Genomic DNA, 25,748 nt, shown 5'->3' with positions numbered 1-25,748 from the left:
GCGTTTCCTATGATCGGCCCCGCAATATTGTTAAGCAGAGCTGATTTGCATGGCGGGAACAATCTGTACATTCGTCCAGCAAGCTGAAAGCCCGCATGCGGGCATGGAGGGAGAAGAGGGATCATGGCGACGCAACTCGAACCGGCAATGGAACAGGAATTGATGGCACGCGGCTATTCGCGCCGTCAGATGGCAAAGGTCGCGGCGCTGCTGGGCGCCGGCGCGGCCGCCATCCGCATCACGGGCGCGGGCGCGCAACAGGCGGCCAAGCCTGTCGCCGGCGCCGTCCGCATCGGCGCCAACGAATGCTGGACCGGCCCCTTCCCCGTCGCGGCCGAAGCCGCCTTCAAGCTGGTGCAGGAAGGCAATCGCTACGAACCGGACAATGAACATCAAAAGCTGTTCGACGCCGTCTCTTCCGTGGAAGGCATCCCGGCCGACCGCATCGTCGCCTGGCCCGGATCGTCCGATCCGCTGAGCCGCGTCGCGATCGCCTATGCCTCGCCCACGCGCGGCATCGTGACCGCCGACCCGACCTATGAAGCCATCTGGCGCACCGCCGCCTGGCTCGGCGCCCCGGTCAAGAAAGTGCCCCTGACCAAGGATTACGCCCATGACGTAAAGGCGATGCTGGCGGCCGATCCCAATGCGGGCGTCTATTATATCTGCTCGCCCAACAACCCGACCGGCACCGTCACCCCTGTCGCCGACATCGAATGGCTGGCCAACAACAAGCCCAAGGATTCGATCCTGGTCGTGGACGAAGCCTATATTCACTGGGTCGATGGTCCCAACGCCGCCAAGCTTGCCGCCACCCGCGACGACGTGCTGATCCTGCGCACCTTCTCCAAACTGTTCGGCATGGCCGGCATGCGCCTCGGCCTCACCTTCGCCTCGCCCGCGCTGATGGAAAAGATGATGCGCTATGACGGCGGGCAGGTCACGGCGATGTTGCCGATGACGGCCGTCGCCTGCGGTACGGTGTCCGTCACCCAGGCAGACCTCATCAAGGCGCGCCGCGCCGAAATGAACGCAGCCCGCGAAAAATCGGTCAGCTATCTCAAGGCCAAGGGGATCAAGGTCATTCCCGGCAGCCAGGCGAACATGTTCATGGTCGACTGGGGCAAGAAATCGGCCAAGGACATGCAGGCCGCCCTGCTCGCCGCCAATGTGCAGATCGGCCGCAACTGGCCGATCTGGCCCAATGTCTCGCGCGTGTCGGTCGGCTCCATGGCCGAAATGGAAGCGTTCAACGCCGCCGTCGACAAGGTGTGGAAGGCGTAAAGAACATGACCCGTCACCCCGGGCTTGATCCGGGGCGACGCGGTCTTTGAACGATAGAACGCCGTTCCCCGGCGAAGGCCGGGGGCCAGATCCGACCGTGAAACCGGCCCCCGGCCTTCGCCGGAGAAAGATATGTGTCCTGAGCGCTTGCCTTGGCCAGCGATGGAAAGGGCCGGTGACAGCTTTTCCCTGCCGGCAAACGCCTGCCTTTCATTCGTGGCGCCAGAACGGCACGACACGCCAGAATAATTACATAAATCGTAATCGACACATTGCGGAAATGCTCTGCCCTTTCGTCTTCCCCCATGTGATTTGAACCGATTTTCAGACGGGGACGGACGACATGACCATGATGCTGAACAAGGATGCCCAGGAAGACCTGATCGAGCGCGGCTATTCGCGCCGCCAACTGGGCGAAGTTGCCGCTTTGCTGGGCGCCGGCGTCGCCGCCAGCTCGCTTCTGGGCGGCAGCGCCATGGCGCAGCAGCAGGCCGCCCGCGGCGTCAAGGGCGCAGTGCGCATCGGCTCCAACGAATGCTGGACCGGCCCCTTCCCCTCGGGCGTTCAGGCCGCCGCCGAAGCCGCCTCGTTCGGCAACTGGTACGACCCGGACAATTATAAGGGCGACCTCATCTCCACCGTCGCCGCGGTCGAAGGCATCCCCGAAGCGCAGGTCATGCCCTGGCCGGGTTCCGGCGGCCCGCTGGTCAGCATCGTGGCGGCCTATTGCTCGCCAACCAAGGGTCTCGTCACCGCCGACCCGACCTTCGAATCCGCCTGGCGCACCGCCGATTACATGAAGGCCCCCATTGCCAAGGCGCCCCAGGCGATCGGCAAGGGTCATGACGTCAAGGCGATGCTGGCCGCCAATCCGAACGCCGGCCTCTATTATATCTGCACGCCCAACAACCCGACCGGCACCATCACTCCGCTGGCCGACATCAAATGGCTGCTGGACAACAAGCCCGCCGACGCCATGCTGCTGGTGGACGAAGCCTATATCCACTTCTCCGAAGCCCCCAGCGCCGCCTCGCTGATCGGCAACCGCAAGGACATCATCGTCATGCGGACCTTCTCGAAGCTGTTCGGCATGGCCGGCGTCCGCCTCGGCCTCACCTTTGCCGATCCCGAAGTGCAGAAGCGCATCTCGCTCTTTGGCCCCTCGGCCGGTGGTCTCGCGATCACCGCCATGCATTGCGGCAATGCGGTTTACAAGGAAGCCGCCCTCATCAAGGCCCGCCGCAACGAAATGATCGCCAACCGCGATGAAACCATCGCATGGCTGACCAAGAAGGGCATCGAAGTGCAGCCCGGCAGCCAGGCCAATATGTTCATGGTGAACTGGAAGAAGCCGGCCAAGGAAATGCAGGCCGCCCTGCTCGCGTCGCCGGAAAAGGTGCAGATCGGCCGCAACTGGCCCATCTGGCCCACCGTCTCGCGCGTGACCGTCGGTTCCGCCGACGACATGGCCAAGTTCCGCGCCGCCGTGGACAAGGTCTATAAGGCGTAACCGCCACCCCTAGTCACTAACGAAAAGGCGTCCGGGCAATCGGGCGCCTTTTTTTTGCCAAGACCCAGGACGGGCGGATCATGACCTTCAATGCCCGTTCGGATGCGCCCCCATGCCTTGTTGCCGCCCCCGCCTGTGCGCCACCCTGACGGTATCGCCATCCCTTCGATTGCCTAAATTGTCACCATGCGTTACCACGTTCCACAAAATGGATATGCGGAGATGACGATGCGCGCAAAAGGGCTGGCTCTGACGGGACTTCTGCCACTGCTGGTCGCGGCAGCCCCCGCGCCCAGACCTGCATCGTGGACAGATCCCACCACGGGCCACCGCATCGTCCGGGTCGACGATCGTCCCGGCAATTACGGCCTCTATTTCAACTATAACCCGTTCACCCCGGACGGGAAGCGCATGATCTACCTGACGCCCGAAGGCATCCGCGTCGCTGACACCGCCAACTGGACCACCCGTCTCGTCCTTCGGCAAAAGATCGACCGCCTGCTCTTCGTCGGCAACCGCGCGCCGGTCGCCTATTACAGCACCAGCCCGATCGGCAACGAAGCCGCCTCCACCATCTGGTCGGTCGATCTCGACACCGGCAAGCGCCGCCGTATCGCCGACCTGCCGGGTGGCCGCATCGCGTCGATCAACGCCGACGACACGCTGCTCGCCGGCCATCGCGAACTCGCCCCGCCGCCCGCCGCCATCGCCGCGCAGGGCAATCGCGATCCCAAAACCGGCTCCCCCACCTATGCCGCCAACGGCCCCGACGGAAAGCCCCTGCCCTTCGCGCAAGCCAAGGAACAATGGATGGCAAAGCGCTTGGCCGCCGGCGTGCCGATGGAAATCTTCACCATCGACATCCGCACCGGCGAGCGAAAGACCGTGACCCGGTCCAGCGACTGGCTCAACCATGTCCTTTTCTCGCCGTCCGACCCGACGCTGCTGATGTATTGCCATGAAGGGCCGTGGCAGAAGGTCGATCGCATCTGGACCATCCGCACCGACGGCAGCCAGAAGACGAAAGTCCATCGGCGCAGCTTCCAGGGTGAAATTGCCGGCCATGAATATTGGGCGCCCGACGGCCGCACCATCTGGTACGACCTGATCCAGCCGATGGGCGTGCGCTGGCTCGCCAGCCTCGACGTGGTGAGCGGCAAGCGCCTCTGGTACCGGCTGGGCGCAGGGCAAGGCAGCTATCATTTCAGCTCCTCGCCGGACAACCGCCTCTTCTCTGGCGACGGCAATGACGATGGCAAATATATCAGCCTGTTCCGCCCCCGCCCCGACACCAACCCGCGCGTGCCCGACACGCTGGACGGCGACCGGCTGATCGCGGCCGGCGATCTGGAAACCCGGCGCCTCGCCGACCTGTCGAAACAGGATTACACGCTCGAACCCAACCAGCATTTCACGCCCGACGGCAAATGGCTGGTCTATCGCGCCAATGTGGAGGGGAAACCTGCCATCTACGCCGTGGAAGTGGCGAAGGCGCAGTAAGACATCGCAATGGCGAAAAATGGCGCGTTAAGCACTGGCCGCCGATATCTCGCTCAATGCCTTGAACTGCTCCATCATCTGGTCCCAGCCCGGATGGAATCCCATTGCCTCGTGCCGCGCCTTGGCCTCCGCGTCCCAATGGCGCGCGGTCGCGGTAAAGCGCGTGCCCTCGCCCTCATCCTCGAACCGCCACACAGCCGTGACGAACGCTGCCTGGGGTATCCATCCCGACGCATAGGCGTCCGTCGTCACCGCCAGTTCGTTGGGTACCACCTCCAGGAACACGCCCTCCATCGGTCCCGTCTCTTCGCCGTTCGGCCCGAACATCTGCACGGCACTGCGCCCGCCGGGGCGAAGATCCTGTTCGATCACTTCGGCGCGCCAGGGCTTGGGGCAGAACCATTCTTCCTTCAGGTCCACCCACACCTTCCAGCAGATCGCGCGCGGCGCGGCGATATGGCAGGTGACGGACAGTTCATGCTCGGCGCTGCTCACATCGTTTCTCCTTCGAAGGCCGCCTGCATCGCGGCGGTATCCAGCTTCCGCATCGTCATCATCACCCCCATCATGCGGGCGATGCCGGCTTTGTCGTCCGTCTTGTAATTGTCCATGATCTGCCGCGTCACCAACTGCCAGGACAGGCCATATTTGTCCGTGACCCACCCGCACGGTCCATCCTTGCCGCCGTCGGCGGTCAGCGCGTCGAAATGCCGGTCCAGTTCCGCCTGATCCTCGCACGCCACCGCCAGCGATATCGCCTCGTCAAAGGTGAATTGCGGCCCGCCGTTCAGCGCCTGATAACTTTGCCCGAACAGGGTGAATTCGACCAGCAGCACGCTCCCGCCCGCCAGCGGCGAAGGCGAGGGATTTTCCTGCGGATAATAGCTGATATGGTCGATCGACCCGCCGAACACCGACACGTAGAAACGCGCAGCCTCCTCGGCCTGACCATCGAACCACAGGCATGGGGATATCTTGCTCATGACGCGGCCTCCTTGCCGCCCACCAGCGCGAACATCGCACCCTGCGGGTCGCTCGCCTGGATGATCCAGCCGCCGCCGGGCACCTCCATCGGTCCGTTCAGCACCGTGCCGCCGCCCGCCGTCACCCGCTCGACCGCCTCGTCGATATTGCCGACGACGAAATAGAAGAGCCAGGCCGGTCGCGGCATTTCCCTGGGGCATGGCATGATGCCGCCGGTCATATCCTGAAAATCGCGCCCGCCGGTCTGCGACACCAACTGATAACTGCCCATCTCGCCCATATCCATGGCGTCGCCGGTCGTCCAACCGAATTGCCCGGTGTAGAAGGCCAGATCCTTGTCGAAGTCCCCTGCATACAGCTCGTGCCAGCCGACATGGCCGGGCGCCATGGGCGCCGCCGCCTCCATCTCCCCGTCGCTCGCCCCCTTGAGCAGCATGAACAGCGCGCCGCCCGGATCGGCCATCACCGCAAAGCGCCCGACGCCCGGAATATCCTCGGCCGGCCGCATCAGCTTGCCGCCCGCAGCGCTCAGCCGCCGCGCATCGGCATCGACATCGGCCGATCCCATATAGCCGCCCCACCATGGGGTCATGCCGCAATCCTTGGCTTCGGCCGGGATCGCCATGACTCCGCCGACCGCACCCGCGCTGCCGGATACGACATGATAGGGATCGTCGGTCCGCTCGCCCCCGAAAGGCTGCGCGGTCCACCCCAGCACATCGCCATAAAAAGCCAGCGCCGCCTGCGGCTCGCTGGTCATCAATTCATACCAGAAGAATTTGCCGGTAAAGTCCGTCATCGTCTTTCTCCTGCAACAGAATCAGGATTCACGGGCTCCTGCGCAGGCAGCAGCCCAGGGTCGAACGCGCTGCCCCGCATCCTGGCCCCCGGCGTTCGCACGCGCACGGCGCCCTATTTTCGCGCGTCCAGCAGCACCTCGAACCCGCCATAGATCAGCCGCGCACCGGCAAACGGCATGTCCTCGCCCGCCTTGGGCTGCATGCGTTCATCCTTCATGACTTTCTCCGCGCCTGCGTCGCGGGTCGCCTTGTCGGGCCATTCGATCCAGGAAAAGACGACCTCCTCATCCTCCTCGGCAATCACGGCGGTGCGGAAATCGTTGGTCTTGCCGATCTTGATGTCGCTGCCCCAACATTCGACGATGCGCAGCGCGCCATGCTCGATGAAGATCGGCGCGGCATAGGCCGCGACCTCGCGATAGCGTTCCTTGTTGCCCTTGGGCACCGGGATCACGAAACCGTCCATATAGGCCATTTTCTCTCTCCTCTTCGTCGCGCGCGTCGTGCAACCCGAAGAATAGCCGACGCGCACGTCCTTATCTGCACGGCTTATATCAGATGACGCGAAAAGAAGAACGGCCCGTCCGAGAGCGGCTACGCCTGCGCCGACAGCTTCATCAGTACCAGCCCGGACAGGATCAACCCCGCCGCGATCAGCCGCGCGACGCTGATCCCCTCGCCCAGAAAGGCGACGCCCACGGCAAAGGCGCCCAGCGCCCCGATCCCGGTCCAGATCATATAGGCCGTGCCCAGCGGCAAGCTGCGCATCGCCAGTGACAGCAGCCCGAAACTCGCGACCATTGCGCCCAAAGTGATGAGGCTGGGCACCAGCCGGCTGAACCCGTGCGACTGTTTCATCGCAAAGGCCCAGACGATTTCCAGCACGCCGGCAATAAAGAGATAGATCCAGGCCATCACGGCTCTCCCTCCCAAAAGAGAGCCGGGCCGTCCCGGACTTCAAGCCCGCAGGGCGGGGGAGGACGTGGCCTCGCTTGTCGAGGATGGACATAGGCGAGCGGCGCGACAAGGGCAAGCCGCCCGACCCCTGCTCCTGCTTCCGCGGAAGCACCAAGGCTCAATGCGCCCCGTTCAGCATCCCGAACACCTGCGCAAACTCGCCGCGCTTCGTCGCCTCGCTCAGGAACTTCACGCGCTCGACATGGATTTCCGCAGGCGTCGGCTGCTGCCGCAACAGGCCCATCGTCTCGGCGATGAAGTCGGCCAGCGGCATCATCTGCTCATTCTCGGCATGACCAGGCATCAGGTCGGTCTGCACGCCGGGCGGCACGATCTCCACCACCTCCACGCTCGTCGCCTCCAACTGTTCGCGCATCGCCAGCGACCAGCCATGGATCGCCGCCTTGGTCGCGCTATAGGTCGGGGTCGCTGCCAGCGGCACGAACGCCAGCCCCGACGACACGGTCAGGATCGTCGACGCCGCCTGCGCCTCCAGGTGCGGCAGCAGCGCATGGGCCAGGCGGATGGGACCAAGCAGGTTGGTCGCCACCGTGGCTTCCGCGATGGCCAGGTCGATCTTCTCCTCCGCCACCATGATCCCGGCATTGAGCAGCACGGCATTGAGCGCCGGGAAATCCGCAACCAGCTTTTCCGCAAAAGCCTTGATCGCCGCCGGATCTTCCATGTCCAGCGTCATCGCCGCCATGCCCGGATGATCGGCCACGACCGCGTCCAGCGCGGCTTGCCGCCGCCCGGCGATGATGACCTGATTGCCGGCCATATGAAATTCATGCGCCAGCGCCGCGCCGATGCCCGATCCGCCGCCGGTGATGAGGATGCTATTGCCTGTGGATTGCATGGTGGGTTCCTTTCGATTGGCTTGAACGGCAATTTAGGCTTATGCTCTCTTTTGGAAAGTAGGCACCGCAAAGTGCTGTAGTTACCCAAAGGTGAGAAATGGCAAATCCGCTCCAGACCCGCTTCACCGCCGCCGATATTGCCCAGGCCGAACAATATCTGGCGCATGAACCGCCCACCGACATCGACCCGCGAATCGAGCGACTCGTCAACGACCTGATCGGCCGCATCGCCGACAAATGGACGCTGCTGGTGTTGGAATTGCTGGAGGAAAAGGGCACGCTGCGCTTCACCGAAATAAGCCGGCAGGTGGAGGGGATCAGCCAGAAGATGCTGACCCAGACGCTGCGCCAGATGGAGCGCGACGGGTTGCTTACCCGCACGGTCCATGCCGTGGTGCCGCCGCGCGTGGATTACGCGCTGACCCCGCTCGGCAACAGCCTCAGCGCCGCCTTTTGCGGCGTCTGGATCTGGGCCGAGCGCAATCTGGAAACGGTCGAGGCCGCCCGCGCCACCTTCGACGCGCGGGATTAGCACAAGGCGATCTTATGCCCCCGCGTTCCCCGGCGCAGGCCGGGGAACGCTTCATATGCGCGCCTTGCTCTTACTCGCCCGTCGTCGGCACCGGCTGCACGATCAGCTTGGGCGCGCTATTGTCGGGCAGCGTGCGCGCCGGTGCCGGCGGCCCCGACGGCGTCACCCCTGAAGGCGCAGAGGGCGCCACCGGCGACGACGCAGGCGCAGCCCCTGCCGACGACGGCATCGCCCCTGTCGAAGGCGCCGTACCCGCCGCAGGGGCAGGCGACGTCGCCTCGATCGAACTTTTATATGTCGGCGTCCACCCCTTGGGCGGCGCTTCGCCCGGCGGCACCGGCGGCGGCGGCAGAGGGGTGGGCGACACGACGACCGTCACCGTCGCGCCAAACCGCGACTGCCATTCGGCCAGCCGCCGCAGATAGTCCGCATAGGCGGCGTAAAATTCCTGGAACGGCTTTTCCAGCTCGGCCAGCAATGCCGGCGCCTCGACCAGCAGTTGCGAGGAGGGCATGGCGATGATCTTCTGCCCCACCGTCACGGCGACCGGGCAGAAATTCTTGATGACCGGGGGCAGCGCGAAGAAATTATAGACGACCGTGTTCAACCGTTCGCGCGACGCCATGCCCGAACTGCCATAGGCCACGCTGTAATTGCGATCGACCGCCGCATTGGCGCTGTTCAGCGTGTCCTTATGCAGCGCCAATATCTGGTTATATTGCAGCCGCGCAGTCGATCCATATTTGTCGCAATTGAGCGCCGCGACATTCAGCGCCATGCGGATATGCCACAGCGCGGTATTGGACGTGACGCCGCGGTTGGCCGTCAGATATTTGCCGTCCGCATCCTTTTCCGGGATGCTCATCCCTTCGGCCGCGTTCGATGGCGGCACCGGGCGAATGGTCGGCACGACGGGCGGCGGCGGCGCGGGCGGCGGCGGTGGCGGCGGGGTCGAACAGGCCGCCAGCACCGCCAGCGAGACAAGGGAAAGACGGCCGATAAGGCGCGAAGACAACATCAAATTCTCCGGCAGGACGATAGGCACCGGTCATGCCGGTCGTAAGTTAGGGGGGAATATGCCTAACCCGCGACTCACCGCAACCCTTTAAGCGACTCGCCGTTCCAGCGCCTCGGCAGCCTGCGCCATCAACTGTGCGATGATGTCGGCGACCGGCTCTTCCTTCGTCACCATGCCGACCGACTGTCCCGCCATCAACGATCCGCCCTCGACATCGCCGTCGATCACCGCCTTGCGCAGCGCGCCGGCCCAATAATGTTCGATCTGGAGCTGCGCTTCCATCATGTCCACCGCGCCGCTGTCCAGCAGGTTGGCGACTTCGCGCTGCTTGGCGGTGAAGGCTTCGGTCCCCGCATTCTTGAGCGCGCGCACCGGGATCACCGGCAGGCGCGGGTCGATCTGCACGCTGGCGATCGCGTCGCGCGCCGACGCGCGGAAGAACGCCTTCTTGAAATTGGGGTGCGCGATGCTCTCGCTCGCGCAGGCAAAGCGGGTGCCCAGCTGTACGCCCGCCGCGCCCATTTCCAGATAGGCGGCGATCGCCTCGCCCCGGCCGATGCCGCCCGCGACGAAGACGGGCACCTGTTCAGCCATTTCCGGCAAGATTTCCTGCGCCAGCACGCTGGTCGCCACGGGGCCGATATGGCCGCCCGCTTCCATGCCTTCCACCACCAGCGCATCGACGCCCGACCGCACCAGCTTCTTGGCCAGCGCCAATGCCGGAGCGAAGCAGATCAGCTTGGCGCCCTTCTGCTTGATCGCCTCGATGCTGCCCTTGGGCGGCAGGCCGCCCGCCAGCACGATATGCGACACATCATGTTTCGCGCACACGTCGATCAGGTCGAACAGCAGCGGGTGCATGGTGATCAGGTTCACGCCGAACGGCTTGTCCGTCAGCGCCTTGGTCGCGACGATCTCCGCGTCCAGCAGTTCGGGCGTCATCGCCCCGCACGCAATCACGCCGAACCCGCCGGCGTTGGACATCGCCGCCACCAGATTGCGTTCACTGACCCAGCTCATCGCCCCGCACAGGATCGCGCTCTGGCTGCCGAAAAATTCGGTGCCGCGAGCCATGAGGGAAATGAGCTTGGCGTGGGTCATATATAATCCGTTCAAAACCAAAAAAGCCCCTCCCTTTCAAGGGAGGGGTTGGGGTGGGTGCGCCGCACAGCGGCGCCCCAGGCTATCGACCAAAGGGCAGGCTCGCTTCGCTCGCACCTACCCCTAGCCCCTCCCTGGAAGGGAGGGGAATAGAAAATTTATGCGATCGGCGCGTCCAGACCATAGGCCGTATGCAGCACGCGCACCGCCAGTTCCGTCTCATCCTCGTCGATCAGCACCGAAACCTTGATTTCGCTCGTCGAAATCGCCTCGATATTGATGCCGCGCTCGGCCAGCGTCTTGAACATCGTGGCGGCGACCCCGGCATGGCTGCGCATGCCCACGCCCACGACGCTGATCTTGGCGACTTCGGTGTCGGTGATGATCCGGCGAAAGCCGATCTCGTCCTTGCGCGCTTCCAATATGTCGACGCTGCGGGCCAGGTCGGCGCGCGGCACGGTGAAGGTGACGTCCGTCTCTTCCGTGTCCTTGCTGTCATTCTGGATGATCATGTCGACATTGATCGCGGCATCGGCCAGCGGGCCAAAGATGCTGGCGACCGCACCCGGCTTGTCGGGCACGCGCGTCACGATGATCTTCGCCTCGTTCTTGTCATGGGCGATGCCGGTGATGAGCTGACGTTCCATCTTGTCTTCCTTGAGCTTGGCTTCCAGTTCCGCGTCGCTGACGATCAGCGTGCCGGGCAGATCGGTCTGGGTGGGATCATCGAAGGAGGAAAGCACCTGCACGACCACGCCTTCCTTCATGGCGAGGCCGACCGAGCGCGTCTGGAGCACCTTGGCCCCGACCGAGGCCAGCTCCAGCATTTCCTCATAGGTGACGAGGTTCAGCTTGCGCGCGCGCGCCACGATGCGCGGGTCGGTGGTATAGACGCCATCGACGTCGGTGTAGATGTCGCAGCGATCGGCCTTGATCGCGGCGGCAACCGCGACCGCCGACGTGTCGGACCCGCCCCGGCCCAGCGTCGACACGCGGCCATCGGCCATCATGCCTTGAAAACCGGGGATCACCGCCACGGTGCCCGACCGCATCGACGCCAGCAGGTCCAGCGTATCGATGTCGCTCACCCGCGCCTTGGCATGCGCCTCGACCGTGCGGATCGGCAACTGCCAGCCCAGCCAGCTGCGCGCATCGACGCCCAGCGCCTTCAGCGTCATCGCCAGCAATCCGCTGGTGACCTGCTCGCCGGCCGCGACCACGACATCATATTCCGCCGGATCGTAGAGGGCGGACGCTTCCTTGCAGAAACCCACAAGCCGGTCCGTCTCGCCCGCCATGGCGGATACGACGACGGCGACTTCATGCCCCTGTTCGACGACATGTTTGACGCGCGCCGCCACGTTGCGAATTCGCTCCATCCCCGCCATGGAGGTGCCGCCGAATTTCATCACGATGCGCGCCATTTGCTTGTCGAACCTATTCGCTATTATGAAAGAAAATATCCCAAAAGGGCTAAACGGCGCTCCTATTAGCAGCGCGGGCGCATATGGCAAGCAATCCTGCCATATGGGTCGAGACATCCCGCGCCACTCTTTTGCCTTCAACGGGATAGCCCATTTGCCTCCCGCCCACGGCCTGCTAAAAGCAGTCTCAGGACAATCCAAACACCCCCGGTTCGCCCTGAGCCTGTCGGCCCAAGGCTGGCGAAGCCAACGGCCGTTCTTCCTTTCGGGGGCCGCAGACCCAAGGCGCATCATGACCCAGACCACCGCCACCATCGACCCGAAGGAAGCCGCCCATTTCGGCACCATGGCCGCCGACTGGTGGGATCCAGCCGGTTCCAGCGCGATGCTGCACAAGCTGAACCCCGTGCGCCTGCGCTATATCCGCGCCGCGATCGACCGCCATTGGCCCGGCGACGCGCAGGCCTTCCGTCCCCTGACCGGCAAACGCGCGCTCGACGTCGGCTGCGGCGCGGGCCTGCTCACCGAACCGCTCGCCCGGCTCGGCGCTACCGTCACCGGCCTTGACGCTGCGCCTGAAAATATCGCCGCCGCGCAGGGCCATGCCGCAGGACAGGCGCTGGCCATCGACTATCGCGCCACCCCGGTGGAGGAAATGGCCGATGCCGGCTTCGACCTCGTCACCTCGATGGAAGTCATCGAGCATGTCGCCGACCCCGCCGCCTTCGTACGCGCGCTGGCGGGGAAGCTTGCCCCCGACGGCCTGATGATCCTTTCCACCCCCAACCGCACGCCGCTCTCCCGCCTCGCCATAATCACCATCGGCGAAAGCGTCGGCGGCATCCCGAAGGGCACGCACGACTGGCACAAATTCATCACGCCCGAAGAATTGACCGCGCTGCTGGACCAGGCGGGCCTCGACGTCACCGACAGCATCGGCCTTGGCTTCGACCCCGCCCGCGGCTTCACTTTGTCCGCCAACACCGCGATCAACTATCTGCTCACGGCGAAACACAGATGCTGACCCTTCTCCCCTGATGGGGGGAGAAGCATATGAAGCCTCGGGCCAAAGGGCTTAGGCGAAGCTGGATGGGGGGGGAGGACGCAAGATGACCGACGAAGCCAAAGTCGACGCCTATATCGCCGCCCAGGCCGACTTCGCCCGCCCCATCCTCGCCCATGTCCGCGCGCTCGTCCATGCCGCCTACCCGAACGTCGTCGAAGCCATCAAATGGGGCTTCCCCCATTTCCTCTACCGGGACAAAAATCTCGCCTCGATGGCCGCCTTCAAGGGGCATGCCGCGGTCAACCTCTGGTATAGCGACGCCGAAAAGCCCCGCGACGGCATGGGCCATCTGGGCAAGCTCACCAGCCTGGCCGACCTCCCCTCCGACGAGGATCTGCGCGCCCTGCTCGCCAAAGCCGTCGCCCTGATCGACGCCGGCGCAAAGCCGCCCCGCATGACCGCCCGCCAGCCGCGCGAATCGCTCCCCGTGCCGCCGGCCCTCGCCGCCGGAATCGCCGCCAACCCGTCCGCCGCGGCGACCTGGCCCAGCTTCCCGCCCGGCAAGATCCGCGACTATTGCGAATGGATCATCGACGCGAAGACCGACCCCACCCGCGACCAGCGCATCGCCCAGGCCATCGAATGGATCGCGCAAGGCAAAGGCCGCAACTGGAAATATGAAAAACGCTAGGCCATAAGACAGACTTGGGGCCAGCCGGGTGGCCGCGACCGGTCCCTATCGGCGCTCCCATCGCTTCGCTTTGCAGAAGGCCCGGCACCTCGTAAAGGCCGATCGTCTGAATTTCGAGTCACCATGAATTATCGCCATTCCTTCCATGCCGGCAACAGCGCCGATGTCGTGAAACACAGCCTCCTGATCGCCCTGGTGCGGGCCTTGCAGCACAAGCCGGGCGCGCTGACCATGATCGACACCCATGCCGGCTGCGGGCTGTACGACCTTGGCGGGGACCAGGCGCAACGCACTGGCGAAGCGACGCAGGGCGTCATGCGGGCCTTTGCCGATCCCAACCCCTTGCTGGACGATTACCGTGCCGCCGTGCAAGCGGTGAATGAAGGGGACGAACCGCAGCTTTACCCCGGCTCGCCACGGTTCCTGGCGCAGCTTGCACGCCCGCAGGATCTCCTGATCCTCAATGAAAAGCATCCGCAAGACGCCTACACTCTGCGCGGCGCGATGCGAGGCACCGGCGCGGCCGTGCATGAACGCGACGCCTATGAGCTGTGGCTGGCTATGGTGCCGCCCCGCACGCCACGCGGCGTGGTGGTGGTCGACCCACCATATGAGCAGACGGACGAACGCGCGCGCATCACCGCGACCCTCGCCGCCGCGCACCGCAAATGGGCGCATGGCGTGACGGTGATCTGGTATCCGCTCAAAGACCATGCCACGCACTGGAAGTGGAAGCAGCAGCTGCGCAGGCTTGGCATCCCGAAACTGCTGGTGGTGGAACATTGGCTCTATGATCGCGAACAACCCGGCATCTATAACGGCGCGGGCCTCTTCATCGTGAACCCGCCCTACGCCTTCACCCAGGCACTGCCGCCGCTATTGGAAGCCTTGCGCGCGGCGCTGGCGCCCGACGGGCATCGGGGCGAGATACTGGCGGGTTGGCTGGACGATTGAGGGCGTCCGGCACATCCCGCGACAGGATGGATGAAGTTTCGCGGCTGCCATGCTAATGGCATGACATGTTTCAAGCACCCGGCCGCAGCGGCACTGTCGAGATCGACGGATTCAAATATGATTGGGCTCTCCTGAGCGAGCCGCAATTATCCTCCTTCGATGGCTGGAAGGGCATGACCGTGTCCCTGCGCCAAAGGGACATGCCGCGCGAAGCCGTGCTGGAATTCCCGACGCCCAAGCGCCTGATGAAAGGATTGCCCAAGGGGCGTTTGCACATCAACGATGCGATTGCCTCGCGCGGGGTGCGCGCGGCGTTGTCGGCAGGATGGGACCCTGCGTCGCGCGGCAAGCCCACTGTGTTCATGGTGGATGCCAATGGTGACTAGGGGGACGTAGATCGCGCGCCCTGCCATCGTCGCCCATCCGTTGACCGTCGGCATGGCGTGTCCGACCGCCGCTCGCTCATGCCCCCACCGCCTCCGCGCGCGCGATCAGCGCCTGCGCTTCCTCGACGTGCATCGCCTCGATCATGCGGCCCTCGAACCGTTCCGCCCCGCCGCTCGCCGCCTCGACCAGCCGCCGCGCGTCCGCCAGCGCCTGCGCATCGGGGCCGAACACCTGATTGGCCACCGTCACCTGGCTCGGATGGATCAGCGTCTTGCCGTCAAAGCCCAGCGCATAGCCCTCGGCACATTCCGCCTCCAGCCCGACCTCATCCTCCAGCCGGTTGAACACGCCATCGAACACGGCGATGCCCGCCGCCCGCGCCGCCAGCACCACCGCCTGCATCGCATGGGCCAGGCCCGCCCGCCCGGCCGACGGCGGAATACCCAGATCCTTGCGCAGGTCGTTATTGCCCATGAACAGCGCGGCGCAGCCCTCGCCCCGCGCAATCTCCGCCGCTGCCAGCACGCCCCGCGCGCTTTCGATCATCGCGATCACCGGCTTCTGGCACACGCTGAACACATCCTTGACCTGCTTGGGATGCTCCACCTTGGGCAGCACGATATAGTCCAGCGCCGCCGTCTTGGCCGCGACCATCTCCACCCCGTGCCATGGCGTGCCTTCGACATTGATCCGCACCGCCGCGATCCGGCCGCCAAACCCCTCCGCCAGCGCCGCCACCGCGCCGTCGCGCGCTGCGTCCTTGGCATCGGCCGGCACCGCATCCTCCAGGTCCAATATCACCATGTCGCATGGCAAGGTCCGCGCCTTGGCGATCGCGCGGGCATTGGATGCGGGCAGGAACAGCAGCGAACGGGCATGACGCAGCAACATGATACTCTCCTGGAACGGTTTGCCTTTCCCCGTTAACGAATGGGGCGCATAATCCAAGCGATAACGGGGAGATTTCGATGCTGACGACCTTCGGTCCCCTCGTCCGACCCGCTGCTCAACGACCGCAGCGCCCGGCTGATCGGCCAGAACGTCACGGTGGTCGAAGCCATCACCGCCGGCGAAGGCCGCGTCAAGGTCGGCGACAGCGTCTGGAGCGCCACCGGCCCGGACACCCCGGCCGGCACCCGCATGCGGGTGACGGGCGTGGACGGCACGGTGCTGCGGGTGGAGGGGATTTAAGCGGACTTGCCTCCCTGTCTTCTACTTGATTCCCAAAGCGGTGGTCCCGATGGCGGACGCGCAGGTGAGCGTTGCATGGACATCCGGCGATGACAGAGCGCGTCGATTGGTGATGCTTTTGATAGACCGGGATTTTTCCGGATCGACCGGGAAAATGATATCAGGCAGATTTTATAGGGCGCGACGCGGGGAATGCCTGCTTGGCATGCCTATTGCGGCGCAGGATCAGCGCTGTTTTCCCGGCGAAACGGAGACTTCATGTCTGAAGCTAACTTACCGATCGTTTTTGATACTGAGCAACTGTGCGCGTTCCAAGATATGCACCCTGTTCCTGCGGCCTTCGCCCAAGGCGAGGAAAGCGAAGGATTTGCCCCTCTGGCCTGGTATGATGCCGGGACCGACAAACGACCAGCTGTCAACCGAGTCTTGCTTTCTGGAACTTTCAACCGTTCCCGTCTAATCGCCATGCAGACCGATCCGGCTATCGGTACGCTCGAATTGTGCATCGCTGTCCTCGCCTGGGGTGGCATGCATCGCAATAACCGCGATCATCTCTTCAAGAAGCCGGTAGAAGCGTGGCTTCCCATTGCCCACGCTATCCGGGCCGGACAATTCCTGCGCAGCGATGCCTTTGATGCGTGTGCGACCCTGTGCCATCAAGGCGCGATCACCGGCATGAAACCGGCCTATTTCACCAAACTTATCTATTTCCTTATGCCGCGTAATGGGGCGCCGGTTGGTTACATCATGGATCAATGGCTAGGCTGCTCGATCAATCTGCTATGTGGGCAAGAATTGGTGAAAATGGATCACATGCTGACTTGGCATCAGGAAAAGAAGGGAACGGTTCCCGAACGTCGCCTGACGTCCCATGTCAGTGCCTGGAATGACGGTCGCGACTATGAGCGCTTCTGCAAGGCTATAGAAATGCTCGCAACCACGATGGGCCCCCAATGGAACCCGGAGACAACCGAACTTACCCTCATGTCGGCTGGCGGAAAAAGACCTGGCGCCTGGCGCGCGCATGTGAAGGAACGGCGGCTCGCTACGCTTGCGGGCTAATATTGGGCCGGCATGAGCGATGATGTTCGTCGGCGATGACACACCCCCCTATTCCCTGTCCTACACCCCCACCATCGTGCCACCCTCCCCGGCATGACCCAGCCAGATCTCCTCCATTTCGCTCCCGTCATCCTCGCCCGCCGCGCGCGGGGGTGGACGCACGATGCCCAGATCGCCTTCATCGCCGCGCTGTCCCGCTGCGGCGTGGTGGCGCAGGCGGCGCGCAGCGTTGGCTGTACGCCGCGATCGGCCTATTATCTGCGGGCGCGGCCCGGCGCGGAAAGCTTCGCCGCCGCCTGGGACTGGGCGCTGGAAATGGGGCTGGACGAAAGCCGCGCCCGCGCCGTCGCCCTTGGGCAGGAACGGCTGGAGCGGCCGATCGTCCGGCGCGGGCAGGTCGTCGGCATGCGCAGCGAACCCAATCACCGCCTGCTCTTCGCCGCGCTGCGATCCCATGGCGAACGCCACGCCACCATGCTCCATCGCGAACGGATCGCGCATCGCCGCCTGCTTGCCGACCTGGCCGAACGCGGCCCCTTTTCGCCCGAACAATGGACTCGGCTGCATCCGGTCCTTGTGCAGGCCAGCGGCGGCGGCGGCACCTTAAACAGCGCCGCGCCCTTGTCATAATCTGTCGCCAATAGGAAATAAGATGTCGAAATCTGCGGGAAATATGCGAAGTTAGAGCGTTGCCCAAGCCGGTGGAATCGCCTGTTGGCTCGGAAAACGTGGCAAACCAGAAACTTGGAGCAGCCGGGCCGATGGAAATCGGATCGGAAACTGCTCCAAGGGCAAGAAACCCACCGGAGACTTCCCCCATGCTGACCACCCGCCGCGCGCTGCTCGCAGCCGGCGCTTCCGCCGTCACCTTGTCGGCCCTTCCCGCACGCGCCGCCACCGGCGCGGATGCCGCCGCGCAGGCCCTGTTGGCGGACATGGCCGAAGCGATGCTGGCCGACGCCCCCGAAACCGCGAGCGGCCTTGGCCTCGACACCGGTGCCCGGCTCCCGCTCAAAAGCCGCCTCGGCAACAAGACGCCGGCCGGCCAGGCGCAGATCGCCGCCCATGTGCAGGACCGCCTCGCCCGGCTGCGCGCCATCGACCTCGCCCCGCTTTCGCCCGCGACCCGCACCGACGTCGAAGTCGCGCTGACGGCGCATGAAACCGCGGCGGAAGGCTTCACCTTCCCCTTCGGCGACATGGCGATCATGAACAGCAACTGGTCCTATCGCAACAGCCCCTATGCCGTGGCGCAAAATACCGGCAGCTTCGTGGAAACCCCCGATTTCCTCGACAGCAATCATGGCATCAAAAGCAGCGCTGACGCCGACGCCTATCTGGCCCGCCTGCAACTCTATGCCGCGAACCTGAACGGCGAGACGGAGCGCCTGAAGCATGATGCCGGCCTCGGCGTGATCGCCCCCGCCTTCCTGCTCGACAAGACGCTCAAGCAAATGGCCATGGTCCAGGCCCAGCCGATCGACAACCAGGTCCCCGTCGCCTCCATCGCCCGCCGCACGAAGGACATGCCCGGCGACTATGCCGCAAAGGCCGCGCAGATCGTCCGCGACGCCGTCACCCCCGCGCTTGCCGCCCAGGTCGCCGAACTGCAACGCCAGCGCGCCAGGGCAACGATGGACGCGGGCGTCTGGAAATTCCGCGACGGCGACGCTTATTATGCCTGGGCGCTGAAAGCCGGCACCACCACCACCCTGTCGCCCGACGACGTCCACAAGCTCGGCCTCGCCCAGCTTGCTGCGCTGCAATCGGAAATGGACGGCTTGCTCAGGAAACTGGGCATGACCAAGGGCACGGTCGGCGAACGCATGACCGCCATGGGCAAGGACCCGCGCTATCTCTTCCCCAATGACGACACCGGCCGCCAGCAGATCCTCAGCTTCATCGACGGCCGCCTCGCCGACATCCGCACCCGCCTGCCCCGCGCCTTCGCCACCCTCGTCCCCGCCAAGCTGATCGTGAAGCGCGTGCCGGTGGAGATCGAGGCGGGCGCGCCCGGCGCCTATGCCGGCGCCGGCTCCATCGACGGCAGCGTGCCGGGCAACTATTATATCAACCTGCGCGACACCAGCATCTGGCCGCGCTACTCGCTACCGACCCTTTGCTATCATGAGGGGATTCCGGGCCATATCTGGCAGGGCGAATATACCTACAAGCTGCCGCTGATCCGCTCCCTCCTCGCCTTCAACGCCTATAGCGAGGGCTGGGCGCTCTATGCCGAACAGCTGGGCGACGAGCTGGGCGCCTATGACGGCGACATAGCCGGGCGGCTGGGCTATCTGCAATCCATCGCCTATCGCTGCTGCCGTCTGGTGGTCGACACCGGCCTCCATGCCAAGCGCTGGACCCGCGATCATGCCATCCACTGGTTCGCCACCACCAACGGCTCCAGCGTGGAAGATGTGCAGGGCGAAGTGGACCGCTACTGCGCCTGGCCGGGGCAAGCCTGCGGCTACAAGGTCGGCCATGGCGAAATCGTCCGCCTGCGCGGCATGGCGCAAAAGGCGCTGGGCGAAAAATTCGACTTCCGCCTGTTCAACGACGCCGTGGTCAAGGGCGGCGGCGTGCCGATGACCGTGCTGGGAAAGAACATCGACGCCTGGGTGGCGGACCGCAAGGGGGCGTAATATCCTGCGCCGGGGAACAAGTCGTTCCAAACAAAAAAGGCCGGAGGATCGCTCCCCCGGCCTTTCCTATTCTCATGACCGTCAGCCCTCAGCCAACGAAAGCCCGCTCGATCACGAACTGCCCCGGCGCCGCGTTCGATCCTTCGGTAAAGCCCTGCTCCTCGAAATAGGCGCCGAACTGCTTGATCATCTCCATGCTGCCGCACATCATGATCCGGTCGGTTTCGGGGTCGAACTTGGCCGCGCCCGGAATCCCCTCGAACAGCGCGCCGCTCTCGACCAGCTTGTCGATCCGCGCGGTGTGGCCGTCGAACGGCTCGCGGGTCACGGTCGGCACATAATGGAACTGATTGGGCGCCTGTTCCGACACCAGCGGGTCGTCTCCCCACTTGCCTTCCATCTCGTCGCGGAAGGCCAGGTCGCTCACCCGGCGCACCGAATGGACCACCACGACCTGCTCGTAAAACTCGTACACGTCCGGGTCGCGCGGCAGGCTCAGGAACGGCGCGAGGCCGGTACCGGTCGACAGCATGAACAGCCGCTTGCCCGGCAACAGCGCGTCGGTCACCAGCGTACCCGTAGGCTTGCGGCCGAGGTAGATCTGGTCGCCCGGCTCGATCTTCTGGAGCTTGCTGGTCAGCGGACCGTCCTGCACCTTGATCGACAGAAACTCGATTTCCTCGTCCCAGGCGGGGCTCGCGATCGAGTAGGCGCGCAGCAGCGGCTTGCCATTGTCACCCTTCAGGCCGATCATGATGAACTCGCCCGACCGGAAGCGGAAGCTGGCCGGCCGCGTGATGCGGAAGCTGAACAGATGCTCGTTCCAATGCTTCACCGACAGCACGGTTTCCACGGAAAGCGCGCCGGTGGGTTCCAGAACCGGCTTTTCGATCGTCTCGTCGGTCAACAGTCCATCCTTGCAGTCTATGAAGCATCGCACCGGCGATGCCCTTTTGCGGATCGTTCGCAATAAAGTCGAAGTCCGCGAATGGCCCGTCCGCATGGCGAAGGCAAGGCCAAAAAAACTTGTGGTCCCGATAGAGCGCCCTTTGCTCTGACCTAAAGGGTTCCATTAGGGCCGGTCGACATTCAGATGATGACGCGGCGAAAATGGTGATGCTTGGCGACCCGGAGCGCAGCGTACTAAAAGTACGTGAGCACAGGAAGCGTCAAGGATCGCCATTCGCAGCCCGTCAGGGCTGAATGTCGATCGGTCCTACCCGAACAGCCCCTTGGCGATCCCGCCCAGTTCATTGAGCGGATTGCCGTCGCCATCCTTGTCGAAAAAGCCGCCCAGCTGGCCCAATATCGCTTCCGGTCCGCCGAACGTGCCCAGCAATGCCTGCAACTTGTCGGCCGACACGCCATGTTCCGCCGCCGTTTCGGCCAGCGCGGTCACGCTCGTCTCGCCCGACCCGATCTTGGCGCTGATCTCGCTGAACAGGCCCTGCATCTGATCCGGGGTCAGGCCGATCTGCCCTGCGATCGCTTCCAGCCCGCCGAATTTACCGATCAGATCGTCGAACATGCCCATAACTCCCGCGTAAAAGGTTGGCCTGCATGATAGCAGCTTGCGTCCTCGATCCAAAGCAAAAGGGCCGGGGGATCACGCCCCCGGCCCTTGCCTAAGCTTGGCCCGATGGATCAGGCGGCGACCAGTGCAGCCCCGCGCACGCCGTCGTCGACATGGTCCACGAACTGCGCGAAATTGTCCACGAACGCCTTCACCAGCGTGGCGGCGGTCGCGTCATAGGCCTGCTTGTCCGCCCACATGGCGCGCGGGTCCAGGATGGTCGGCTCCACGCCATTGACCGCCACCGGCACGTCGAAGCCGAAGTTCGGATCGGTACGGAACTCCGCCTCGTTCAGGCTGCCGTCCAGCGCGGCGTTGAGCAGCGCGCGCGTCACCTTGATCGGCATGCGCTTGATCCCCGGCATCGTCGCCTTGCCGCCCGCCCATCCGGTATTGACCAGCCAGCAGGTGACGCCGCCCTTGTTGATCCGCTCCTTGAGCAAATTGCCATAGACGCTGGGATGGCGCGGCATGAACGGCGCGCCGAAGCAGGTGGAGAAGGTCGCGGTCGGCTCGGTCACGCCGATCTCCGTGCCCGCGACGCGCGCGGTGTAACCGGACAGGAAGTGATACATCGCCTGTTCCGGCGTCAACCGCGCGATCGGCGGCAGCACGCCATAAGCGTCGGCGGTCAGGAAGATGATATTCTTCGGGACCGGACCCAGATTCTTCTCCGACGTGTTCGGAATGAAATCGATCGGGTAGGAACCCCGGCTGTTTTCGGCCAGTGCGTTGTCGTCCAGATCGATCTCGCGAGTCTCCTCGTCGATCACGACATTTTCCAGCACCGTGCCGAACCGCTTGGTCGTGGCGAAGATTTCCGGCTCGGCCTCGGCCGACAGATTGATCATCTTGGCATAGCAGCCGCCCTCGAAATTGAAGACGGCGGTATCCGACCAGCCATGTTCGTCGTCGCCGATCAGCGTGCGGCTGGCGTCCGCCGACAGCGTCGTCTTGCCGGTGCCCGACAGGCCGAAGAAGACCGCCGTGTCGCCATTCGCGCCGATATTGGCCGAACAGTGCATCGGCATCACACCCTTTACCGGCAACAGATAGTTGAGGATGCCGAACACCGACTTCTTCATTTCGCCGGCATAGCTGGTGCCGCCGATCAGGATCAGCTTCTCGGTGAAGTTGACCGCGATCACCGTTTCGCTGCGGCAACCATGGCGGGCCGGGTCGGCCTTGAAGGTGGGCAGGTCGATAATGGTATATTCGGGCGCGAAGTCCGTCAGTTCCTCCGCGCTCGGCCGCACCAGCAGCGTGCGGATGAACAGATTGTGCCAGGCGCGCTCGTTGATGACGCGCACCTTGACGCGATGTTCGGGCTGCGATCCGCCGAACAGGTCGGCGATATAGAGCGTGCTTTTCTCGCCCAGCGCGTGCAAGAAATCTTCCTTCAGCGCGGCGAAATGGTCGGGCGTCATGGGCACGTTGGTCTTGCCCCACCAGACGGTGTCCTGCGTCTCGGCATCCTGCACGATGAACTTGTCGCTCGCCGACCGGCCGGTATGCTTGCCGGTCTTCACGACCAGCGGACCGTCCTTGGAAAGAATGCCTTCGCCGTTGCGCACCGCCGCTTCGACCAGCGGCGCCGTGCCCAGGTTCCAGAACTCGGTGGCATGGGTGGTGATGCCCTGGTCGGCCAGGGTGATTGAGGATTTGGCCTGCACGCCTTTGCTCCTGATATGGTTTCCCTACCGCTTCGCTGCTTGCAAATGCGGTCGATCCGCCCCTTGAGCGCCGCTTGTGTGAACACGGCGTCTCTTGCTGCTGACAGGCATTGGCATAGGGCTTTGCGCACACAGCGTCAAATCCCGGAAATACCCATATGTCCCGAATTTCGACGCTTGCGCCGCAGCATCGACCGGCCATGTTCGCCCAGCCCCTTCCTTGCGACATGGCGCACCTTCGTCTAACGCTGGCGCCATATCCCCCTTTCTCACGATCACGGGACACTGCATGACTGCAACCATCGCCCTGGTGGATGACGACAAGAATATCCTGACATCGGTGTCGATCGCGCTTCAGACCGAAGGCTTTCTGACGCGCATCTATTCCGATCCCGAAGGCGCGCTGAAGGCATTGCTGGACAATCCCGCCGACCTTGCCGTCTTCGATATCAAGATGCCCCGCATGGACGGGATCGAACTGCTGCGCCGCCTGCGCGAAAAGAGCCAGATGCCGGTCATCTTCCTGACGTCCAAGGCAGACGAGCTGGACGAGGCGCTGGGCCTGGCCATGGGCGCGGACGACTATATCGCAAAGCCCTTCTCGCAACGGCTGCTCCTCGCCCGCATCCGCGCCATCCTGCGCCGCGCCGAAGTCAGCAAGACACCCGACGCCCCGGACCAGCCTGTGGCCGACCCGATCATCCGTGGCCGGCTGGAAATGGACCCGGCGCGGCATCGGGTGAAATGGAACGGACAGGACGTGACCCTGACCGTCACCGAATTTCTGATCCTGGAAACGCTTGCGCAGCGCCCCGGCGTGGTCAAGAACCGCAACCAGTTGATGGACGCCGCCTATCAGGACGACGTCTATGTCGACGACCGCACGATCGACAGCCATATCAAGCGGCTGCGGCGCAAATTCCGCGAGGTGGATTCCGACTTCAATGCAATCGACACCCTCTATGGCGCCGGCTACCGATTCTCCGAAGAATGACTGCGTACCGCTGTCGGTGCGCTGGTCGGGGCGACTGAGCCTCACGCCGCGCATATTGGCGGTCAACGTCTTCGCCCTCGCCTTGCTGGCGGGCGGCTTCTTCTATCTCGACAGCTATCGCACCCGCATCATCGACGATCGGCTGGAACAGTCCGCGCGCGAATTGAAGCTGCTCGCCATCGGCCTGGAAAATGCCCCGGCCGACCGGCACAATGCGCTGATCGCCGCCTATTCGCGCCAGACCGGCGACCGGGTGCGCCGCTATGCGCCGGGCGGCGGCCTGATCGCCGACAGCTTCACCATGGATGCGCCGCGCTATCGCCTTCGCTCCCCCGCCGAAGAGGAATGGCAGCGCCATGTCGCGCGTTTCCTCGACAAGGTCGTGGACAAGATCGTGTCCGCCGACCGACCGCCCGATTTCGAAGAGCCCACGGTCGATCGCGCCGATGCCTGGCCGGAAGTCGCCGTCGCGCGCAAGTCAGGCCGGCCGCAGGCGCTCAACCGCTATGCCCCCGACCGCACCTTCATGATCTCCGCCGCCGTCCCGGTGCGCGACGGCACCAGCCTGCTCGCGACTGAAAACGCCCGCGACATCACCCGTACCGTGCGCGCCGAACGATTGCGTTTGGGCATGGTGCTCGCCGTTGCGGTGCTCGCCTCGGTCCTGCTCTCGCTCTTCCTTGCCCGCACCATCGTCCGCCCGTTGCAGGGCCTCGCCCGCGCCGCCGTCCGCGTCCGCCTTGGCCGCGCCCGCGAAGTGACGGTGCCGCGCCTGCCCGAACGGCGCGACGAGATCGGCATGCTCGCCCGCGCCCTGTCCGACATGAGCCTGGCCCTGCGCCAGCGGATCGACGCGACCGACGCCTTCGCCGCCGACGTATCCCATGAACTCAAGAACCCGATCGCCTCGCTCCGCTCCGCCCTCGACGCGCTCGATCGGGTGGATCGCCCGGACCTGCGCGAACAGTTGATGGCCATCGCGCAGGACGATGTCCGCCGCCTCGACCGCCTCGTCACCGACATTGCCGAAGCCTCGCGCGTCGATGCCGAACTCTCCCGCACCCGGTTCGAGCCGATCGACCTTGGCCTGCTCATCGAAAAGATGGTCATCGCCCGCGAAGCACGCGGCGTGCCGCGCAGCGTCCGCCTCGCCTTCGCCCGCCCGCGCAAGGATGTCGCGGTGGTGCTGGGGGAAGAAGGCCGGCTGATCCGCGTGCTCGACAACCTCATCGACAACGCCATCTCCTTCTCGCCCGAAGGCGGGCTGGTCCGGATCATCGCCACCGTCGCCGACGACCAGGTGCTGGTCAGCGTCGAGGATGAAGGCCCCGGCGTCCCGCCTTCGGAGCGCGAACATATCTTCCGTCGCTTCCACAGCGTCCGGCCGGAAGGGGAAACGTTCGGCAAACATTCGGGCCTGGGCCTGGCCATCGCCCGTTCTATCGTGGAGGGGCATCAGGGCAAGATCGCGATCGGCGACCGCGAAGATGCGCAGAACGGCGCCCGCTTCGTCGTCCGCCTGCCCATGGCGGTGGAGCGCGATCCCGGCATCGTGTCGGAATAGGACGCAGGGTCGCCCGCCAAAGGCATAGCCATCCCCGT

The 25,748-nt window shown here is 64.5% G+C and carries 26 protein-coding genes and 1 pseudogene; 14 read left to right on the top strand and 13 right to left on the bottom strand.

Annotated features, from left to right (window positions below):
• The first annotated feature begins 123 nt into the window (after positions 1 to 123).
• The 3 genes from AC07UX_RS01245 (at position 124) to AC07UX_RS01235 (ending at position 4,294) form a co-directional block, all read left to right on the top strand.
• On the top strand, positions 124 to 1,284 hold the full coding sequence (locus tag AC07UX_RS01245; RefSeq protein WP_495190217.1) for a pyridoxal phosphate-dependent aminotransferase: 1,161 nt from the start codon (positions 124 to 126) through the stop codon (positions 1,282 to 1,284).
• Positions 1,285 to 1,627: 343 nt separating this feature from the next.
• Positions 1,628 to 2,794: a pyridoxal phosphate-dependent aminotransferase gene (locus AC07UX_RS01240; RefSeq protein WP_495190216.1), complete on the top strand. Its 1,167-nt coding sequence runs from the start codon at positions 1,628 to 1,630 to the stop codon at positions 2,792 to 2,794.
• A gap of 222 nt (positions 2,795 to 3,016) precedes the next feature.
• Positions 3,017 to 4,294 carry an oligogalacturonate lyase family protein gene (locus AC07UX_RS01235; protein ID WP_495190215.1) on the top strand — a complete coding sequence of 426 codons (1,278 nt, stop codon included), beginning with the start codon at positions 3,017 to 3,019 and terminating at the stop codon, positions 4,292 to 4,294.
• A 27-nt stretch (positions 4,295 to 4,321) separates the two neighbouring features.
• Here the strand turns inward: AC07UX_RS01235 and AC07UX_RS01230 are convergent, their stop codons facing one another.
• From AC07UX_RS01230 to AC07UX_RS01205, 6 genes are all read right to left on the bottom strand, one after another.
• Positions 4,322 to 4,789 (bottom strand): SRPBCC domain-containing protein, encoded by a 468-nt coding sequence (locus AC07UX_RS01230; protein WP_495190214.1) that lies wholly within the window; start codon positions 4,787 to 4,789, stop codon positions 4,322 to 4,324.
• Positions 4,786 to 5,277, bottom strand: coding sequence for a VOC family protein (locus tag AC07UX_RS01225; protein WP_495190213.1), 492 nt, complete (start codon positions 5,275 to 5,277; stop codon positions 4,786 to 4,788). The genes AC07UX_RS01230 and AC07UX_RS01225 overlap by 4 nt, the downstream gene beginning before the upstream one ends.
• The gene (locus AC07UX_RS01220; RefSeq protein WP_495190212.1) at positions 5,274 to 6,077 is read right to left on the bottom strand and encodes a VOC family protein; all 804 of its coding nucleotides are present in this window, start codon (positions 6,075 to 6,077) and stop codon (positions 5,274 to 5,276) included. Before AC07UX_RS01220 ends, AC07UX_RS01225 begins: the two co-directional genes overlap by 4 nt.
• Before the next feature lie 113 nt (positions 6,078 to 6,190).
• Positions 6,191 to 6,553, bottom strand: a complete 363-nt coding sequence (locus AC07UX_RS01215; RefSeq protein ID WP_495190211.1) for a DUF1428 domain-containing protein — start codon at positions 6,551 to 6,553, stop codon at positions 6,191 to 6,193.
• A 119-nt stretch (positions 6,554 to 6,672) separates the two neighbouring features.
• On the bottom strand, positions 6,673 to 6,993 hold the full coding sequence (locus tag AC07UX_RS01210) for a DMT family transporter (protein ID WP_495190210.1): 321 nt from the start codon (positions 6,991 to 6,993) through the stop codon (positions 6,673 to 6,675).
• Between the two features lie 160 nt (positions 6,994 to 7,153).
• Positions 7,154 to 7,894 (bottom strand): SDR family oxidoreductase, encoded by a 741-nt coding sequence (locus AC07UX_RS01205; RefSeq protein ID WP_495190209.1) that lies wholly within the window; start codon positions 7,892 to 7,894, stop codon positions 7,154 to 7,156.
• A 98-nt stretch (positions 7,895 to 7,992) separates the two neighbouring features.
• Here AC07UX_RS01205 and AC07UX_RS01200 point away from each other — a divergent pair, with 98 nt between their 5' ends.
• Positions 7,993 to 8,427, top strand: coding sequence for a winged helix-turn-helix transcriptional regulator (locus tag AC07UX_RS01200; protein WP_495190208.1), 435 nt, complete (start codon positions 7,993 to 7,995; stop codon positions 8,425 to 8,427).
• Positions 8,428 to 8,497: 70 nt separating this feature from the next.
• Here AC07UX_RS01200 and AC07UX_RS01195 read toward each other — a convergent pair whose 3' ends face one another.
• The 3 genes from AC07UX_RS01195 to AC07UX_RS01185 all read right to left on the bottom strand — a co-directional run bounded on the left by AC07UX_RS01195 (position 8,498) and on the right by AC07UX_RS01185 (position 11,970).
• A complete protein-coding gene (locus AC07UX_RS01195; protein WP_495190207.1) occupies positions 8,498 to 9,445 on the bottom strand; it encodes a hypothetical protein in 948 nt (315 codons plus the stop codon).
• Positions 9,446 to 9,532: 87 nt separating this feature from the next.
• Positions 9,533 to 10,546 (bottom strand): NAD(P)H-dependent flavin oxidoreductase, encoded by a 1,014-nt coding sequence (locus AC07UX_RS01190; RefSeq protein WP_495190206.1) that lies wholly within the window; start codon positions 10,544 to 10,546, stop codon positions 9,533 to 9,535.
• Positions 10,547 to 10,704: 158 nt separating this feature from the next.
• A complete protein-coding gene (locus tag AC07UX_RS01185) occupies positions 10,705 to 11,970 on the bottom strand; it encodes an aspartate kinase (protein WP_495190205.1) in 1,266 nt (421 codons plus the stop codon).
• Between the two features lie 292 nt (positions 11,971 to 12,262).
• On the opposite strand from AC07UX_RS01185, the gene ubiG reads away from it, so the two are divergent.
• From ubiG to AC07UX_RS01165, 4 genes are all read left to right on the top strand, one after another.
• Positions 12,263 to 12,994, top strand: a complete 732-nt coding sequence (gene ubiG, locus AC07UX_RS01180) for a bifunctional 2-polyprenyl-6-hydroxyphenol methylase/3-demethylubiquinol 3-O-methyltransferase UbiG (RefSeq protein ID WP_495190204.1) — start codon at positions 12,263 to 12,265, stop codon at positions 12,992 to 12,994.
• An 85-nt stretch (positions 12,995 to 13,079) separates the two neighbouring features.
• Complete coding sequence (locus AC07UX_RS01175; protein ID WP_495190203.1) at positions 13,080 to 13,667, top strand: YdeI/OmpD-associated family protein; 588 nt, start codon at positions 13,080 to 13,082, stop codon at positions 13,665 to 13,667.
• A 123-nt stretch (positions 13,668 to 13,790) separates the two neighbouring features.
• On the top strand, positions 13,791 to 14,621 hold the full coding sequence (locus tag AC07UX_RS01170) for a 23S rRNA (adenine(2030)-N(6))-methyltransferase RlmJ (RefSeq protein WP_495190202.1): 831 nt from the start codon (positions 13,791 to 13,793) through the stop codon (positions 14,619 to 14,621).
• 65 nt (positions 14,622 to 14,686) lie between these two features.
• A complete protein-coding gene (locus AC07UX_RS01165) occupies positions 14,687 to 15,007 on the top strand; it encodes a hypothetical protein (RefSeq protein WP_495190201.1) in 321 nt (106 codons plus the stop codon).
• Between the two features lie 76 nt (positions 15,008 to 15,083).
• Here AC07UX_RS01165 and AC07UX_RS01160 read toward each other — a convergent pair whose 3' ends face one another.
• Positions 15,084 to 15,899, bottom strand: coding sequence for an HpcH/HpaI aldolase/citrate lyase family protein (locus AC07UX_RS01160; protein WP_495190200.1), 816 nt, complete (start codon positions 15,897 to 15,899; stop codon positions 15,084 to 15,086).
• A 93-nt stretch (positions 15,900 to 15,992) separates the two neighbouring features.
• Between AC07UX_RS01160 and AC07UX_RS01155 the strand changes: the two are divergent.
• The 4 genes and pseudogenes from AC07UX_RS01155 to AC07UX_RS01140 all read left to right on the top strand — a co-directional run.
• Positions 15,993 to 16,199, top strand: a pseudogene (locus tag AC07UX_RS01155) (NfeD family protein); the annotation flags it as partial.
• Between the two features lie 258 nt (positions 16,200 to 16,457).
• Positions 16,458 to 17,261 carry an 8-oxoguanine DNA glycosylase OGG fold protein gene (locus AC07UX_RS01150; RefSeq protein WP_495190199.1) on the top strand — a complete coding sequence of 268 codons (804 nt, stop codon included), beginning with the start codon at positions 16,458 to 16,460 and terminating at the stop codon, positions 17,259 to 17,261.
• A 93-nt stretch (positions 17,262 to 17,354) separates the two neighbouring features.
• Positions 17,355 to 17,891, top strand: a complete 537-nt coding sequence (locus tag AC07UX_RS01145; protein WP_495190198.1) for a hypothetical protein — start codon at positions 17,355 to 17,357, stop codon at positions 17,889 to 17,891.
• Positions 17,892 to 18,079: 188 nt separating this feature from the next.
• Complete coding sequence (locus AC07UX_RS01140) at positions 18,080 to 19,906, top strand: DUF885 domain-containing protein (protein WP_495190197.1); 1,827 nt, start codon at positions 18,080 to 18,082, stop codon at positions 19,904 to 19,906.
• Between the two features lie 88 nt (positions 19,907 to 19,994).
• Here AC07UX_RS01140 and AC07UX_RS01135 read toward each other — a convergent pair whose 3' ends face one another.
• The 3 genes from AC07UX_RS01135 to AC07UX_RS01125 all read right to left on the bottom strand — a co-directional run bounded on the left by AC07UX_RS01135 (position 19,995) and on the right by AC07UX_RS01125 (position 23,152).
• Positions 19,995 to 20,813, bottom strand: coding sequence for a ferredoxin--NADP reductase (locus AC07UX_RS01135; RefSeq protein WP_495190196.1), 819 nt, complete (start codon positions 20,811 to 20,813; stop codon positions 19,995 to 19,997).
• 309 nt (positions 20,814 to 21,122) lie between these two features.
• The gene (locus tag AC07UX_RS01130; protein WP_495190195.1) at positions 21,123 to 21,440 is read right to left on the bottom strand and encodes a hypothetical protein; all 318 of its coding nucleotides are present in this window, start codon (positions 21,438 to 21,440) and stop codon (positions 21,123 to 21,125) included.
• A gap of 110 nt (positions 21,441 to 21,550) precedes the next feature.
• The gene (locus AC07UX_RS01125; RefSeq protein ID WP_495190194.1) at positions 21,551 to 23,152 is read right to left on the bottom strand and encodes a phosphoenolpyruvate carboxykinase; all 1,602 of its coding nucleotides are present in this window, start codon (positions 23,150 to 23,152) and stop codon (positions 21,551 to 21,553) included.
• 289 nt (positions 23,153 to 23,441) lie between these two features.
• Here AC07UX_RS01125 and AC07UX_RS01120 point away from each other — a divergent pair, with 289 nt between their 5' ends.
• Positions 23,442 to 24,146, top strand: a complete 705-nt coding sequence (locus AC07UX_RS01120) for a response regulator transcription factor (RefSeq protein WP_120249251.1) — start codon at positions 23,442 to 23,444, stop codon at positions 24,144 to 24,146.
• Positions 24,115 to 25,710, top strand: coding sequence for a sensor histidine kinase (locus AC07UX_RS01115; protein ID WP_495190193.1), 1,596 nt, complete (start codon positions 24,115 to 24,117; stop codon positions 25,708 to 25,710). The genes AC07UX_RS01120 and AC07UX_RS01115 overlap by 32 nt, the downstream gene beginning before the upstream one ends.
• Positions 25,711 to 25,748: the final 38 nt, after the last annotated feature.

It is taken from the genome of Sphingobium sp. GW821-FHT02B05 (genome assembly GCF_059421905.1).
This window is presented reverse-complemented; position numbering and strand designations above follow the sequence as displayed.

Bases quoted from the DNA above. Each gene is read 5' to 3' on its own strand.
- AC07UX_RS01245 (WP_495190217.1), top strand. From the start codon at position 124: ATGGCGACGCAACTCGAACCGGCAATGGAACAGGAATTGATGGCACGC.
- AC07UX_RS01240 (WP_495190216.1), top strand. From the start codon at position 1,628: ATGACCATGATGCTGAACAAGGATGCCCAGGAAGACCTGATCGAGCGC.
- AC07UX_RS01235 (WP_495190215.1), top strand. From the start codon at position 3,017: ATGACGATGCGCGCAAAAGGGCTGGCTCTGACGGGACTTCTGCCACTG.
- AC07UX_RS01225 (WP_495190213.1), bottom strand. From the start codon at position 5,277: ATGAGCAAGATATCCCCATGCCTGTGGTTCGATGGTCAGGCCGAGGAG.
- AC07UX_RS01220 (WP_495190212.1), bottom strand. From the start codon at position 6,077: ATGACGGACTTTACCGGCAAATTCTTCTGGTATGAATTGATGACCAGC.
- AC07UX_RS01215 (WP_495190211.1), bottom strand. From the start codon at position 6,553: ATGGCCTATATGGACGGTTTCGTGATCCCGGTGCCCAAGGGCAACAAG.
- AC07UX_RS01210 (WP_495190210.1), bottom strand. From the start codon at position 6,993: ATGGCCTGGATCTATCTCTTTATTGCCGGCGTGCTGGAAATCGTCTGG.
- AC07UX_RS01205 (WP_495190209.1), bottom strand. From the start codon at position 7,894: ATGCAATCCACAGGCAATAGCATCCTCATCACCGGCGGCGGATCGGGC.
- AC07UX_RS01200 (WP_495190208.1), top strand. From the start codon at position 7,993: ATGGCAAATCCGCTCCAGACCCGCTTCACCGCCGCCGATATTGCCCAG.
- AC07UX_RS01195 (WP_495190207.1), bottom strand. From the start codon at position 9,445: ATGTTGTCTTCGCGCCTTATCGGCCGTCTTTCCCTTGTCTCGCTGGCG.
- AC07UX_RS01190 (WP_495190206.1), bottom strand. From the start codon at position 10,546: ATGACCCACGCCAAGCTCATTTCCCTCATGGCTCGCGGCACCGAATTT.
- AC07UX_RS01185 (WP_495190205.1), bottom strand. From the start codon at position 11,970: ATGGCGCGCATCGTGATGAAATTCGGCGGCACCTCCATGGCGGGGATG.
- ubiG (WP_495190204.1), top strand. From the start codon at position 12,263: ATGACCCAGACCACCGCCACCATCGACCCGAAGGAAGCCGCCCATTTC.
- AC07UX_RS01175 (WP_495190203.1), top strand. From the start codon at position 13,080: ATGACCGACGAAGCCAAAGTCGACGCCTATATCGCCGCCCAGGCCGAC.
- AC07UX_RS01170 (WP_495190202.1), top strand. From the start codon at position 13,791: ATGAATTATCGCCATTCCTTCCATGCCGGCAACAGCGCCGATGTCGTG.
- AC07UX_RS01165 (WP_495190201.1), top strand. From the start codon at position 14,687: ATGTTTCAAGCACCCGGCCGCAGCGGCACTGTCGAGATCGACGGATTC.
- AC07UX_RS01160 (WP_495190200.1), bottom strand. From the start codon at position 15,899: ATGTTGCTGCGTCATGCCCGTTCGCTGCTGTTCCTGCCCGCATCCAAT.
- AC07UX_RS01150 (WP_495190199.1), top strand. From the start codon at position 16,458: ATGTCTGAAGCTAACTTACCGATCGTTTTTGATACTGAGCAACTGTGC.
- AC07UX_RS01145 (WP_495190198.1), top strand. From the start codon at position 17,355: ATGACCCAGCCAGATCTCCTCCATTTCGCTCCCGTCATCCTCGCCCGC.
- AC07UX_RS01140 (WP_495190197.1), top strand. From the start codon at position 18,080: ATGCTGACCACCCGCCGCGCGCTGCTCGCAGCCGGCGCTTCCGCCGTC.
- AC07UX_RS01130 (WP_495190195.1), bottom strand. From the start codon at position 21,440: ATGGGCATGTTCGACGATCTGATCGGTAAATTCGGCGGGCTGGAAGCG.
- AC07UX_RS01120 (WP_120249251.1), top strand. From the start codon at position 23,442: ATGACTGCAACCATCGCCCTGGTGGATGACGACAAGAATATCCTGACA.
- AC07UX_RS01115 (WP_495190193.1), top strand. From the start codon at position 24,115: ATGGCGCCGGCTACCGATTCTCCGAAGAATGACTGCGTACCGCTGTCG.